Annotated in this window: 15 protein-coding genes; 1 reads left to right on the top strand and 14 read right to left on the bottom strand. The window is 56.3% G+C overall.

From position 1 onward, the window contains the following. Positions 1–231 precede the first annotated feature (231 nt). The 14 genes from BA6348_RS14320 to BA6348_RS14260 all read right to left on the bottom strand — a co-directional run bounded on the left by BA6348_RS14320 (position 232) and on the right by BA6348_RS14260 (position 12290). Positions 232–1770 carry a two-component system sensor histidine kinase NtrB gene (locus BA6348_RS14320; RefSeq protein ID WP_007783935.1) on the bottom strand — a complete coding sequence of 513 codons (1539 nt, stop codon included), beginning with the start codon at positions 1768–1770 and terminating at the stop codon, positions 232–234. A 344-nt stretch (positions 1771–2114) separates the two neighbouring features. Next, the gene (locus tag BA6348_RS14315) at positions 2115–2405 is read right to left on the bottom strand and encodes an antibiotic biosynthesis monooxygenase family protein (protein WP_025845901.1); all 291 of its coding nucleotides are present in this window, start codon (positions 2403–2405) and stop codon (positions 2115–2117) included. A gap of 79 nt (positions 2406–2484) precedes the next feature. Then, entirely contained in the window at positions 2485–3393 is a 909-nt protein-coding gene (locus BA6348_RS14310; RefSeq protein ID WP_122952729.1) for a hypothetical protein, read from the bottom strand. 89 nt (positions 3394–3482) lie between these two features. Next, the gene (thiE, locus tag BA6348_RS14305) at positions 3483–4145 is read right to left on the bottom strand and encodes a thiamine phosphate synthase (RefSeq protein WP_005830956.1); all 663 of its coding nucleotides are present in this window, start codon (positions 4143–4145) and stop codon (positions 3483–3485) included. Next, positions 4142–4783, bottom strand: coding sequence for a thiamine phosphate synthase (locus tag BA6348_RS14300; RefSeq protein ID WP_237716644.1), 642 nt, complete (start codon positions 4781–4783; stop codon positions 4142–4144). Before BA6348_RS14300 ends, thiE begins: the two co-directional genes overlap by 4 nt. Next, the gene (locus BA6348_RS14295; protein ID WP_007783929.1) at positions 4761–5129 is read right to left on the bottom strand and encodes a hypothetical protein; all 369 of its coding nucleotides are present in this window, start codon (positions 5127–5129) and stop codon (positions 4761–4763) included. The genes BA6348_RS14300 and BA6348_RS14295 overlap by 23 nt, the downstream gene beginning before the upstream one ends. Before the next feature lie 118 nt (positions 5130–5247). Beyond that, complete coding sequence (locus tag BA6348_RS27690; protein WP_255320463.1) at positions 5248–5379, bottom strand: hypothetical protein; 132 nt, start codon at positions 5377–5379, stop codon at positions 5248–5250. 59 nt (positions 5380–5438) lie between these two features. Continuing rightward, on the bottom strand, positions 5439–5855 hold the full coding sequence (locus BA6348_RS14290) for a DUF3054 domain-containing protein (RefSeq protein ID WP_007783927.1): 417 nt from the start codon (positions 5853–5855) through the stop codon (positions 5439–5441). A gap of 94 nt (positions 5856–5949) precedes the next feature. Then, positions 5950–6540, bottom strand: coding sequence for a GNAT family N-acetyltransferase (locus BA6348_RS14285; RefSeq protein WP_005830964.1), 591 nt, complete (start codon positions 6538–6540; stop codon positions 5950–5952). Positions 6541–6716: 176 nt separating this feature from the next. Further along, a complete protein-coding gene (locus BA6348_RS14280; protein WP_005830966.1) occupies positions 6717–8243 on the bottom strand; it encodes a tripartite tricarboxylate transporter permease in 1527 nt (508 codons plus the stop codon). A 12-nt stretch (positions 8244–8255) separates the two neighbouring features. After that, on the bottom strand, positions 8256–8720 hold the full coding sequence (locus BA6348_RS14275) for a tripartite tricarboxylate transporter TctB family protein (RefSeq protein ID WP_122952728.1): 465 nt from the start codon (positions 8718–8720) through the stop codon (positions 8256–8258). Between the two features lie 111 nt (positions 8721–8831). Then, positions 8832–9869: a tripartite tricarboxylate transporter substrate binding protein gene (locus tag BA6348_RS14270; protein WP_026557265.1), complete on the bottom strand. Its 1038-nt coding sequence runs from the start codon at positions 9867–9869 to the stop codon at positions 8832–8834. Positions 9870–10006: 137 nt separating this feature from the next. Further along, positions 10007–10756, bottom strand: coding sequence for a response regulator (locus BA6348_RS14265; RefSeq protein WP_051353885.1), 750 nt, complete (start codon positions 10754–10756; stop codon positions 10007–10009). Further along, entirely contained in the window at positions 10692–12290 is a 1599-nt protein-coding gene (locus BA6348_RS14260; RefSeq protein ID WP_206699192.1) for an ATP-binding protein, read from the bottom strand. Before BA6348_RS14260 ends, BA6348_RS14265 begins: the two co-directional genes overlap by 65 nt. Before the next feature lie 135 nt (positions 12291–12425). On the opposite strand from BA6348_RS14260, the gene BA6348_RS14255 reads away from it, so the two are divergent. Next, positions 12426–14189 carry a UbiD family decarboxylase gene (locus BA6348_RS14255; RefSeq protein WP_122952727.1) on the top strand — a complete coding sequence of 588 codons (1764 nt, stop codon included), beginning with the start codon at positions 12426–12428 and terminating at the stop codon, positions 14187–14189. Positions 14190–14315 lie beyond the last annotated feature (126 nt).

The raw sequence follows: 14315 nt of genomic DNA, 5'->3' as shown, positions 1-14315 counted from the left end.
AATTATTCCACCAAACGACACAGTTTGACAACATCTTACATAGAGATTGATTCGAAAGACTTGCAACCTTTTGAGCTAAAAGGACTTCATGCCTACTTCAAACAGATTAACCCGCACAGAACTGCGCCTTTTGGCGTGAAATCCGGATTGGACAGACGCCGCATTTTTCGGAGGAAGGCAACAAAAAAAGACGGATGGTTTGCTCCGTCTTTTTGGATAAGGAAACAGCTTCTATGTGTTTTCCGATACGGAAAGAGGCAGGCGGATTTCAAAGCGCGCTCCATTCAGTCGCGGCGAGTTGTCGGCAAAAATTTCGCCGCCGTGATCTGCAATGATGCGCTGGGTCGTGGACAAGCCAAGTCCTGTCCCCTCCTGCTTGGTCGTAAAAAACGGCACGAACAAATTGTCCAGACAAGCGGTACTCAGTCCCGGCCCGTTGTCCTCGACGACGATGACGACCTGGCTGATGGAGGCGCAGACGGTGACGCGCACCACGCTGCCTTGGGTCAGCAGCGCTTCAAACGCATTTTTCATGATGTTCAGGATCGCCTGCTTGATGCGGGAACGGTAGCCGAACACGTACCATTCGCCAGGGGTGATGTCGAGCTCCAGCTTGATCCCCCTGCGATTGGCTTCTGGCTCCAGTAAACGAATGACCCCAAAAAGCTCGTCCAGCACGAGAAAACGTTCGGAAACGATTTTGTCATCCCTGTACCGGGCCAAAACCAGCACGTCGTTCAACAATCCGTCGATGCGTTCGATCTCCGTCAAAATGACGGAAAAGTAGGACTCGCTGCGCCCCGCCTCTCCCTGCTCGCGCAACAACTGGATGAAGCCTTTGATCGAAGTAAGCGGATTGCGGATTTCATGCGCCATCCCTGCGGCTAGTTGTCCTACAGCCGCCAAAGCTTCCCGCTTGTTCAGCTCTTCCTCGTATCGTTTGCTCTCGGTAATATTTCGAAAAACGGCGATTGCTCCCCACATCTCGCCCATGTAAAAAATCGGACTGGTGCTGACTGTCGTCCATTTTGCACGGTATTCTGCCATGTAATGGCCTGACTGTCCGCGTTCGACGACCCATTGGACGAACCTTTCACTCTCGTGCGGCAAGAAAGCTTCGTCAATGTTCTGTCCGATAATTTGCTCGCGTTTGACGCCAAACAGATGGCACAACGCATGGTTGGCCTCGATAATTTTCAGCGTGCGATCAATCATCAAAACGGCTATGTCGCTCGAATGCAGCACCAGTTGGACCAGCTCCTGCTCGGCAAGCAGGGCGAATTGTTCCCCCTGCGCCCGCTCCAGAGCCGTGCCCGTATGTGGCTGCTGGCTCGGCGGTCGATGCTCCTGGCTGTAGACGCCCACGACTTGGGCAATCAACTGGTCCATCGCCAGAAAAAACGCGTATTGTCCCCGTAAAAGCTCAAGCTGCTCCGCCTCGCTTTGCACCAGCATGGCAGAGTCGTTGTTCATCTGCTCGACAATGCTGTCCCGGCACACCCGCAGGCATTGCACCAGCGTCGCAAGATTCAATCCTTGAAGCAAACACTTGTAAGCGATTTCGTTAATTTCTTGTTCTGCTGCTGTTGGATCATTCTCTTCCACAACTTCCGCCCAGCGAAAGAGCAATTGGACAAGCAAAGCCTCAGTATGTGCGCGGTCTCCCAGAAGCGAAGCAGAGTGGTCGTGTTTTTCAGAAAGAAAAGAAAACGTTTTGGCCACCGCTGCAGGGGCCAAATGAGTAAGATACTTACTTATTCGATTTTTCAAAACGCTCTGACTCCTTTTCTTCTTCTTGCTTCATTGAGGCCTTCCTTCAAGTATGTATGATAATGATTCTATTATGGACACAAAACCGACATGATGTAAAGAAGAGTGTCCAACAAACAGGTAGATTATCGCCAGCCGATCCCGCTGACGTGAGAGGGTTGCCGCGCATGCCGTCTGCCGGCGATTGTTTGTAGACAACTTTCCTGCCAGAAAGCTAATTGAAACCGCTCGCTTATCTACTTCTATCATATCACGATCATGCATGAGTTTGGCAAAAAAACGTTTATTGTTCAACGATTAAGAAAAAAAGCATTTGCCCAGCAACGACAAATGCTTCCTTTTTCCTATGAGTGAGCTTTCACGATGTAGTTGCGCAAGTCGGATTTGACCGGGCTGTTCTGGTTTGTGCCAGCGTGAGCGCGCTTGAACGCTTCGCTCTGCGTCCAGTTTTGGAACGCCTGTTCATCTGTCCATTTCGTGAAGACGATGTACTCGTCGCCTTCTGTCGGCGCGAGGAAGAGAAACTCCAAAAACCCTGGAACTTCCTTCATCCGCTCGCCACCGCCGCCAAAAGCGCGTTCGAGGTGAGACCGGTAATCGGCAGGAACTTTCAATCGGTTCATTGATACGTACATGCTTGTCCACGTCCTTTTCTAAATGGGTTGCCCTTCCATTATACAACGACGCAGCGAAAAACAAAAAAACGCAGACGCGTCAGTCACGTCTGCGGTTGAGCTGCTGCTCCAGCATAATATCCATCAACAAAGTGTCCTGCAACGGGTCTTTTGGATCAACCGTCAGCAAAGACGCGACAGCCGCCATGGCGCAGCGCACGGACTGGTACGAGTAAAAAGCGTCGCGCTCCGTCTCGCTGAACAAGGAAAGGTCCGAGCGCTCCTGGACCGGATAAGGAAAATCGGTTTCCACGCCTGCCCGATCCAGCACGATCAGCGCCTGCTTGATCGCAAGTAGTGCCGCGCTGACGCTGAGCCCGTACTCCTGGCGCAAGTCATCCCATACTTGGAAAGCGGACCGCTCCACTCTCTCCTGATTCGGCCGTGTGATGATTCCCGATTTCCGCCCTTCCTTCAAAAGCCAGTCGACGAAGATGTCGTGGCGCGGTGGAAACGCATACACTTGCAGCTTCATTTCAAGTTCCGTCGGAAAATCTTTGGCGAAGCGCGCATGAGCCAAAGCCATCTCGTAGCGCCGGGATGGATGCCCGGGTACCGTCACAAAAACGGTATCCTGGCGAACAGCGGCAATCTGCAGCTTCGTCCTCGCCGGAATCCGGCCCTGGGGCGCTTTTTCCCGGCGGATGTTGCCCGGAATCAACTCCGTTCCGAACTGGTGATACTCCAGGGGAGAATCAATCCACGGAATCGGTTCGCGGGTTTGAATCTCGTACAGCCCGTTAAACGTCACCCATTCGCCCGGACGTCGCTGACTGCGAATCAGGACAGCATGGACTTCTTTTTCCGGCGGCAATTCGGTATCCTGATCGTCCGGAGGCGGCTGGAGCCGCTTGTGCTCGATCAGGATGCAGTCGTTCAAGTACAGTCGCTCAAGCAACTCCCGTTTGCTGACCCATTCGTATCCGATCCGGTAAATCCGATTTTTCATCGGTTCCACCTCCTTTTGGTCGCCAGTATCGGTTTCCTTCGTGAATGAGTAATGTTACCCTACCATATGTATTCGTCTCTTTGTCCGTGCTAGATCGAGCGTACAATCCGCAGCAAGTCTGCCGCCGCTTTCCTGGGCGAGTCGGCCCGGCTGATCGCGCTGATGACAGCGACGCCATCGGCTCCCGCGCGTAGCACCTGCTCTGCATTCTCAAGCGTGATCCCGCCGATGCCCACGATCGGCAAGTCGCTGCCGACAGCCTCCCGGATGGCGCGCAGTCCCTCAGGTCCAATCGGCTCGCCCGCATCTGCCTTCGACGAAGTGGCGAACATCGCTCCTACCCCGATGCAGTCTGCACCACCGCTTTTGGCGGCGAGCGCTTCCTCCACCGTCCCTGCGGACACGCCGATGTACATGGCTTCGCCTACTTTTGCTCTCACCTCGGCCAACTGCATGTCATCCTGTCCGACGTGTACCCCGTCCGCTTGCAGCCGAACAGCCAGTTCCACATCGTCGTTGACGAAAAACAGCGCTTGCGCTTCGCGGCAAAGCTGCTGAAGCTGCCGTCCCAGCTCGTGGCGCTCCTCGGAAGTCAGCTTGCTGCCTTTGTCGCGCAACTGCAACGTACCGACTCCGCCCGCAAGCGCCTCGCGCGCGATTTCGATTGTCTTCTCGCTGGAAAATCCGCAATCCTGGGTGCCGATCACCAAATAAACGCCCATCTTTTCCCGAAGTGTTTGCCTGTCGTTCATTTTTCATTCCCCTCCCAACGATCCAATGCCTCGCGATAAGCCATAGCCACTGCCTTCGCATCTGCCGCATTGGTAATTCCCGATAGTACGGCAACGCCTGCGCAGCCTGCGGCGAGTACCTCAGCAGTCCGCTCCGGCGTAATCCCGCCAAGCCCGATCACGGGAACCGTCCACCTGGCCGTTATTTTCATCAGCTCGCCCGTCCCTCTAGGCGCGAGATTCGGCTTCGAGCCGCTTGGAAAAATGTGTCCGTACATCAAATAGTCTGCCCCTGCTGTCACCGCCTGTTCGGCTTCCGCGAAGGAATGGACAGAGCGACCTACTTTTTGTTCCCGCCGCAACACTTGCCGCGCGTCGCTGACCTCCAGACTGTGGTACGCCAGATGGGCGCCTGCACAGCCGGACGCGGCACTCACATCGACCCGATCGTTGACCAGCAGGCTTGCGAGCGGAACCACATTCGCCAAAGCCCGAACCCAGTCCATGCATTCCCTGGCGGTTCGCTGCTTTTCGCGAATATGCAGGTAATCCATCCCTCCGGCATAGGCCGCCTCGGCCATCCGCAGCACCTCTTCGAGCGTTTGCCTGCCGCTCGTAATGACGTGAAGCTCCCGGCTAGTGCGCATCTGCTTTGGCATCGGCACTGGCACCGCCTCCGGACAACGCCGTCAAGCATTCCTGCAGCCATCGCGTCGTCTTGTCGTCGTTGCCGGCAGGCGCTTGCGCGAGCAGCTCCACGACTAGCCTCCGCACGAAAAACGCTTGCTGCACCGTCAGTGGAAAGGTAATCGTTTTTGGCTTGATCTCTTGCTTCTCCAGCGTCTCCACTCCGGCCAAAAGCATATCCCCGATGGATTCGACCAGCTCGCGAAGCTGCTCGTTTTGCTTCAACTCGTCGTAGCATCCGTCGTAGAGTCGGCACAAAATCAAAAACGCCTGTGACGACATGGTCACCGGCTGTACGTCATGCAACGGTTCCGTCATACTGTTTTCCCCTCCACTCGCTTGAAAAACAAAACCTATTATAACACAACTCGTCCGGAATCGAACCATTTGCTGTGCGGGCCAGGCTGGTGAAAAGCAGAAAAAAACCGCTGAAAGCTCAGCGGTCTTTGGCGGTACCTTCGTTACGGTCATTGTGGTGGGATTGGCGCAGGTTCGTGTTCTGATCGTTGTGATCGAGCGTTTTCCCGCGGTTTTTCCCCAAGTCTTTGCTGTTGTTGTTTTTGCCCAACGGATTCACCTCCTGTGGTCATCACACACAGGATAGCGTAACCAATTTGGCACGGTTTATTAGTGAACGGTCTGGTGCCGGGTCCGCTTCCACAGCGCATGGACCAGCGCAAAGGGCAGACGCCAGCCAAGCAGAAAGGCCAGAGTCACGAAGTAGGTCACGCCGGCAAAAATGAGCGTGATCGGCACGCCCGTCCACCAGGAGCGGATCAATAGGCCAATCGGAGCCGCCAGCGTCCACGTGAACAGCATCGTGAGCAACTGCCGTCCCCAGGACGAGTAGGCGCGCTCCGCATAGGTGCGAAAAACGAGGATGGCGATGATCCAGCCGATCAAAAACGGAGCCAGCGTCTCGCCTATTCCGAGAAACGTGACTGGCAAGTTGTGGGCCAGCTTTCCATAGTAGACAAACAGCAAAAAGGCGAGCAGATCCCCGGCGAGCAGGACGCAGCCGGTTGGCAAGATGCGGAGTCTCATGTACACCCTCTTTTCTAAGCGCAACTAGAGGTATTCCTCAAGGTTCATCCCTATTGTACACATGCAGCTTTGGACCTACAATCGCCCCGCCCCTTTATTCACCAAACAGCAACATTTCCAGCCGTTGCTTCACCTCCGGCCACTCCCTGTCGAGGATGCTGAAATAAACCGAATCGCGAATGTATCCGTCCCGCATCACCATATGATTGCGAAGCACGCCCTCGCGGATGCCGCCGATGCGGGCGATGGCGCGCTGGGAGTTGAGATTGCGCGCATCGGTTTTCAACTGGACGCGAATGCAGCCAAGTTCTTCGAAGCAGTGGCGCAGCAAAAGCCATTTGCACTCAGTGTTGACAGCCGTTTTCCAGACGGCGGGGGTCAGCCACGTAAAACCGATTTCCAGTCCGCGATCTTTGCGGGAAATGGCGAGAAACCTCGTGCTGCCGATGACCTGCCCGTCCGCGCGGTTGACGATGGCAAAGGGCAGCTCGGTTTGCTCCGCCTCGTTTTTCAGCGCCTGCTCGATAAAAGCTTGCGCGTCTTCGCGCGTCTGAATCTCCACCGACATGTACGACCAGATTGGCGGAAAGGCCCCCGCAGCAAAAATTCCGTCCACATGCGCCGGGCGCAGCGGCTCCAGTCTGACCCGCTTTCCTTCCAATGTGACAGGCTCGATTGTTCGCATCTTCGTCTCTCCTCTGCTGTACTGCCCGGCTGTCCGGGCAGTACAGTTTCCCGAAATTTTTCCTATGATAAGGGGGGAGGAAGCCGTTGTCAAGAAGCGATAGGAAGCTTTGCGACAAACGAGCCGGCAGACGAACAGCTTGCGGACGGATCCCCTGCTGTATGCCTGAAGGAAAATCAGGCTTCTTCGTTAATCACGACTTGTTTTCCTCGCCGCTTCAACAACAGCGGCACGACGAGCCAGGCCAGCGCGCACAGCAGAAAGACGGCGGACAGCGGCTTCGTGTAAAAAATCGAGAAGTCGCCGTTGGATGTCGTCAGCGCGCGGCGCATGTTGTTTTCGATCATCGGGCCGAGCACCAGCCCCAGTACGAGCGGGGCGAGCGGAAAGTCGTTTTTGCTCAAAAAGTAGCCGAGAATGCCGCAACTGACGAGCAGGATGAGGTCGAACGTGCTGATCTGTACCGCGTAGACGCCGAAAACAGAGATGGCGATAATCATCGGAATCAAAAAATGCGGCGGCGTCTCAATAATTTTGGCAAACACTTTGACCAACGGCATGTTCAGCACGAGCAGCATCAGATTTCCGATGAACATGCTCGCGATCAGTCCCCAGGCGATTTGCGGATGATCGCTGAACAACAGCGGCCCCGGCTGGACGTTGTACATGAGCAGTGCCCCCATCAAGATCGCGGTCGTCCCCGATCCCGGGATTCCGAGCGTCAACAGCGGGATCATTGCCCCTCCGGAGGCGGCATTGTTCGCGGATTCCGGGGCGGCTACTCCGGCGATCTCGCCTTTTCCGAAGCGCTCCGGGTGCTTGCTCCATTTTTTCTCCAAAATATAAGAAAAGAAAGAGGCCAGCGTCGCGCCTGCTCCCGGCAGCACGCCGATGAAAAAGCCGAGCAAAGAACCGCGCGCGATCGGAGCGGCACTCTCCTTGAGGTCTTGCTTCGTCGGGAGAATCCGGCCGACCTTGATAATTTCCTGCGAGGACTGGTCGTTTTCCAGAATCGTTTTGAAAACCTCTCCTAGCGCGAACAGGCCGACCGCGATGGTCAGAAACTCCAGCCCTTGATACAGGTCGGGGATGTCGTAGGTGAAGCGGGCGACTCCCGATACGTTGTCGATGCCAATCGTGGCCAGCAAAAGCCCGAGGACGGTCATCAGCAGCGCCTTGGTCATTGACTTGCCGCCAAGCCCGCTCACGGCGCACAGGCCGAGCAGCATGAGCGAAAAATACTCGGCCGGACCGAACTGCAGCGCGAGGTCAGAGAGCGGATCGGCGAGAAAGACGAGCGCGACCAGCGCCACGATCCCGGCCACAAACGAGCCGATGGCCGCAATCGACAGCGCCGCTCCCGCCCGTCCCTGCCGCGCGAGCTGATACCCGTCCAAGGTCGTGACGACCGAAGACGATTCGCCTGGCGTGTTCAGCAAAATCGACGTGGTGGAACCGCCGTACATCGCGCCGTAGTACACGCCTGCCAGCAAAATCAGGGCGCTCGCCGCGGCCATCTCCGGCGGCAAGCCCGCCGTCAAGGAAGCTGTGACCGGCATCAGCAGCGCCACTCCGCTCATCGGCCCGATGCCCGGCAGCACGCCGACAGCCGTCCCGATCAGCACCCCGATAAACGCGTAAAGCAAGTTATGCCATTGAAAAGCGATGAGAAATCCATCGGCCAAATAGTCCAGCGCACTCATTCCGATCCCTCCCTAGACGCCGAGCCAGGTTGGAAGTCCTGGAAGCGTTCCTTTCAGCAATTGCACGTACACCACGTAGACGCCGACGGAAAACAGCAAGGAGACAACCGCCGATTGCAGTTGGCTTTTGCTGCCCATGACCAGAAACGTGACGTAAAGAAACAGAGCGGTAGCGATCACATACCCGATTGGCTCCAAAAGCAGGACATACAGCACCGTCGCCACGAGCATCAGGAGAAACCGTTTGTACAAAAGTTTTTCGGGCGCTTCTGCCACGGCACGGTTTTTCGCCTGGAATGTCTCCCAAAACAGGCGCAGGCTGAGCAGGACAAGCAAGATGCCCAAGCCGAACGGAAACATGTTCGGCCCGACCTGGCTGCCGTATGCACTGGTCGATATATGCTGGCTCTCCGTGATGAAAAAAGCGCCCACTAGCGCAAAAGCGATACTGCCGTACCGATCAAACCTTGCGTTCATACGTACCTCCTTTTTCGATAAGGGAGTTGCAGACGCGTCTTTCTCTCCACCAGGAAAAGCGGACGCGCGCCGCAAAAAGCGGGGGAAAAAAAGGAGAGGAGTGCCCTCTCCCTATTTCGCCATGCCAAGCGAGGTCAACAGCTCTTTTACTAGCTGATCCTGCTCCTCCAAAAACGCCGTGAAGGTCGCCGCGTCCTTGTACTCGCTCTCCCAGCCGTTTGCGGCAAGCTCCTGCTTCCACGCTTCGCTCTCCGACAACTCTTTCAGCTTGGTATCCCAATACGCTTTGGCATCCGCAGGCATGTCAGCCGGGCCGAATACGCCGCGCCAGATCGTAAACGTCGCATCAATTCCTTGTTCTTTCAAGGTCGGGACGTCCTTCAGCTCTCCGCCCATTCGCTCTTCCGACGTGACGCCGAGCACGCGAACCTTGCCTGCCTTCACATATTCTCCTACGCCGGAGGCATCGGTCGCGATCATGTCGGCATTGCCGCCGAGCAAGGCCGCAATCGCTTCTCCGCCGCCGTCGTAGGAGACGTACTTGACCGTTTTCGGGTCCATGCCGTATTTGGCGGCGGGCAACACGCTGACGAGGTGATCCATCGAACCCGGAGCCGAACCGCCTGCGAGCGTCATTTTCGTCGGGTCTTTTTTCAGCTCGTCCAAAAAGCTTTTCATATCCTTGTACGGCGAATCTGCTCGCACGACCAGGGCGCCAAAGTCTTTCGTCATTTGCGCCAGTGGCGTCACATGCTGGAAACCGAACGGACTGTTCCCCTCTTTTTTGTTATGGTTGATGAGAATCGGCGGAGAGCTGACGAACAGCTTGTAAGGGTTGCCTTTGTCTTTGCTGACGTATTCCGCCATGAAGACGGTCCCGCCGCCGCCTGGCTTGTTTTCTACCGTAATCGCTTCGGTCACCAGCTTGCTCTCGTTCAATACTTTGCCAAGCGAGCGGGCTGTCTTGTCCCAGCCGCCGCCTGCCCCGGATGGAGCTACGAACACGATCGGCTTTTCCGGATAGTTGGATGCAGTAGGCACAGGCTGCGCGCCCGAGCCGGACGAGCCGCTGTTCACCCCGCCACAGGCGGCCAGCGCGAGCGTAAAGAAAGCAGACAAAGTAATGAGCATGCATCTTTTCTTTTTCAAACAAAAATCCCCCTCGAACCCGTCGTTTTTGTAAGCGTTACCACGCTTGTCATTAACGTATCATGCCGGGTCTTGCGGGGAATAGTTTTCGTGCATAAGGTATATTTAGAAAATTTTAAACTTTTTGTTCATATTGTTCATGCCCGCTCTTGCAAAAAACGGTACTTTCTCTCCGGCCTGCCGACACTGCCGTAGATCAGGTCGGCTCGCGCCTTTTTTTCCTGCACCAGATGCTCCAGGTAGCGCCGAGCCGTCGTCCGACTGGTGCCGATCTCGCGGCCGATCTCCTCTGCCGAGACACCTTTGTCGCCTGTCTGCCTGATCGCCTCGATCACTTTTTCCAGTGTCAACTGGTCAATGCCTTTTGGCACGGCTGACTCGCGCATTTTCGCCTGGATCGGCCGCCTGGTCAGCATCTGGTCGATGACATCCTGATCGACCTCTGTCGCCTCTCGCGTCCGTGCCAGATGGGCGCGATAGCTCTCCAGCCGCTCGCGAAAGCGCTCGAACACAAGCGGCTTGACGATGTAGTCAAAAACGCCGCCGCGCAGCGCTTCCTGGACCATCTCCATCTCCTTGGCTGCCGTAATCATGATGATGTCCACCTCGCGATAATGCTGGCGGATGTACCAGACCAGCTCTGTGCCGAGCATATCGGGCAAGTACACGTCCAGCAAAACCAGATCGGGACGTATGGCGGCGAACAGCTCTTTGGCGTCGCTGCCGTTGGTGGCGGTGGCAATCACTTCGAATCCCTCGATCTTGCTCACGAATCTTCGGTTAATGTCAATAATCCGCAAATCGTCCTCGACGATCAGCACTTCAAGCTTCTTCACTGCCAGTCCTCCCTTCTCGCGGCAAGGAAACGGTGAACAGCGCGCCGCCATAGTCGCTTTTTCCGACGACGATGTAGCCGCCCATCTCTTCGATGATTCCGCGCACTTTTGCCAAGCCAAGCCCCCGCTCCTCGCCCGCTTTCGTCGAAAACCCGTCTTCAAAAATGGTCTCGCGCCATGCGTCAGGCACTCCCGGCCCGGAGTCGGCTATCTCAAACAGCAGTTCTTCTTCCGTGTCGGCCAAGTAAATGTCGACGCGCTTTTGCGAGACGGCTGCATCGTTGACCGCTTCCAGCGCGTTTTGCAGCAGATTGCCGAGCAGCACGATCACCTGCTGGCGGTTGATATGCGCGGGAAGCGCTTCGAGATGGCTGTCCTGGTCGATCACAAACTGGACTTTCAACTCTTTCGCCCGGTTGTGCATGCCGAGCAAAAGAGCGCCAATCATCGGGTCCGGAATCCGTCTGGCGACAAACAGGATCAGCTCTTCCTGCGCCGATGTCTCGCTCGTAATCAGCTCGATCGCCTCCTGCACCGAGCCGAGCTGCAACAGCCCGGAGATCGTGTACAGCAAGTTGTGGAACTCGTGCGTCTGGGCGCGTAGCACATCCGCATAGCGCCGGACCTGGGACAGCTCCGAGGCGAGCTTGTCGATCTCCGATTTCGGGCGAAAGCTGCTGACGACACCAACGACCTTGTCCCCGAGCTTGATCGGCAGGCGGTTGACGATGATTTCTTTGCCGCTCGTGATCGTCTCGCGGTCGAGCTGTTGTTCCCCCGTCTTCAGCACCTCCGGCATGCGGCTATCCGGCAGCACGTCCAAAATGTGCTTGCGGTGAATGTCTTCCTCCGGCAATTCGAGAATGCGGATCGCTGCCTTGTTCATCATCGTGATCTCGCTGTTTCTGTCAATCGCCACGATCCCCTCCCGGACGGATTCGAGCACGGCGTTGCGCTCCACGTACAGAGCGGCGATCTCTTCCGGCTCCAGTCCGAGCGTCAGCCTTTTTAAATAGCGGCTCAGCCCGATGGCAAAGGCGATCCCGCAGACGAGCGCGATCAGCGTAATGAGCAGAACTTTTTTCTGGTAATCGCCAATGGCTTCTTCGATATCCTCCAGCAAAAAGCCGACCGACACGATGCCGACCACCGCGCCATTGTCGTCGCGAATCGGCACCTTGCCGCGCAAGGAAGGGCCCATGCTCCCGATCGCTTTGGAAATGTACGACTGTCCGTGGGTCAGCCCCGGCTCGTTGTCGCCGCCGACCATCGACTTGCCGATGCGGTCAGGCAGCGGATGCGCGTAGCGAATGCCTTCCCGGTTGCCCACGACGACAAATTCCGCTCCGGTTTGCAGCCGGACGTTTTCCGCGATCGGCTGGATCAGCGCAGACGGCGAGCTGCTTTGAAAAGCCCGGCGCAGTTCGGGGTCGTGGGCGACGATTTTGGCTACGCTCAGCGCCTTTTTCCCGATCTGTTCCTCGATCGACGAGGCTACGATGGAAGAGAAGACGGCCCCAACTGACGAAATAATCAAAATAATGCCGACCGTAATGAGCAAAATCATTCTCGTTTGCAAAGACATCACTTTTCGGGCAGTAGTCACAAATCGCTCACCTCTTGGTTCATCTTACCATCCCGGGCCGATAAAAAGGTAGCTTCATCGCCTATGTTCGTGTACAGTTAAAAGGGAATTACGGGGATGTGGAGGTATCTACAGATGCACGCGAACCTTCGTTCGTTCATAGAACAATTGCGCCGCGCCGGACAAGTCGTGGAAATCGACGCACCAGTCGATCCCCATCTGGAGCTGGCCGAGATTCATCGCAGAGTCATTGAAGAGGGCGGACCTGTTCTGCTTTTCACCAATGTCAAAGGAAAATCGTTTCCCGTGGTCACGAACTTGTTCGGGACCGTAGAGCGGGTCGACATGGCGTTTGGGCCAAAACCCGAGGCTGTCGTCCGCAACCTGGTGCACGGGATGGACAAGCTGTTGCCGCCAAAGCTCTCCGGCTTGTGGGAGCTGCGCGAGCCGCTGTTGGAAGTCATGCGCACGGGCACCAAAACCGTATCTGCCTCCCAAGCGCCTGTGACTCAAATCGCAACAACCGATGTTGACATGACCAAGCTGCCTGCCTTGACAAGCTGGCACCTGGATGGCGGTCCGTTCGTCACCTTGCCGCTCGTTTATACAGAGCACCCTGATACAAAAGAGCACAACCTGGGCATGTACCGCATCCAGATTTACGACAAAAACACGACGGGCATGCACTGGCAAATCCAAAAAGGCGGCGGGTTCCACTACCACGAAGCCGAAAAACGGAACCAGTCGCTGCCTGTTACCCTTACGATCGGCGGCCCTCCTGCCCTGATCGTCTCCGCAATCGCGCCCCTGCCGGAAATGGTGCCGGAGCTGGTCTTCGCCTCGCTCTTGATGGGCGACAAGCTGAAAATGGCGGAGGTGCCGAACCATCCGCACCGGATCGTCGCGGAAGCCGAGTTTGTGTTCGCGGGAGAAGTTCCTCCGCACATCAGACGCCCTGAGGGGCCTTTTGGCGACCACTTCGGCTATTACTCCTGGGAGCATGACTTCCCGGTGTTCAACGTGAAGCAGATGTGGCACCGCAAAGACGCGATCTATCCGGCCACCGTCGTCGGGAAGCCGCGCCAGGAAGACTATTACATCGGGGATTATTTGCAACGGCTGCTGTCGCCTCTCTTCCCTGTCGTCATGCCGGGTGTCAAAGCGCTCTGGACATACGGGGAAACAGGCTTCCACGCGCTCGCCGGCGCGATTGTGCGCGAAAGCTACTATAAGGAAGCGATGGCGCACGCCTTCCGCATCATGGGAGAAGGCCAGCTCACGTTGACGAAGTTTTTGATGGTGACCGATGTGCCGTGTGACCTGAGCAATTTCAAGCATTTCCTCGAAATCGTCCTGGCTCGCTTCCAGCCGGAGCGCGACCTGCTCATCGTCAACGATACGTCGAACGATACGCTCGACTACACCGGACGGAAGCTGAACCACGGCTCCAAAGGAATCATGCTCGGCATCGGCGACCCCGTCCGCGAGCTGCCACGCGAGTACAAAGGACAAGGCATTCCGAGCATAACCGATATTCGCGCGTTTTGCCCCGGATGTCTGGTCATTTCCGGGCCGAGCTTCAGCGAAAGGCCGGAGCTGGGCGAAGAGTTGCTGTCCTATCTCAACGAAAATCTGGCAGACTGGCCGATGATCTGCATTGTGGACGATGCGGCGATCGCCGAGAAGCAAAGCAGCTTCCTCTGGACCGTGTTCACTCGTTTCGACCCGGCTCACGATCTGTACGCCAAGTCGACGATTGTCCGCAACAAAATCCGCTACGAAGGGCCGCTGGTCGTCGATGCGCGGATGAAGCCTTTCTACCCGGATGAAGTAGAGACGCTGCCGGAAATATCGGCATTGGTCGACAAACGCTGGAACGAATATTTCCCAAAAGCATAGCATTGCCACCTGCCGTACGTCTGGAACGAATCGTTCCAGACGTTTTTTTTGCCCGGGAAAAAGCTGTACTTAGGGCTTCTTTCCCCCAATATAATGTTACAACTTGTATTCGAGACAACCTGGGGG

It is taken from the genome of Brevibacillus agri, assembly GCF_004117055.1.
GTDB lineage: Bacteria > Bacillota > Bacilli > Brevibacillales > Brevibacillaceae > Brevibacillus > Brevibacillus agri.
The sequence above is the reverse complement of the archived record's forward strand: the minus strand, read 5'-3'. Positions and strand labels throughout refer to the sequence as shown.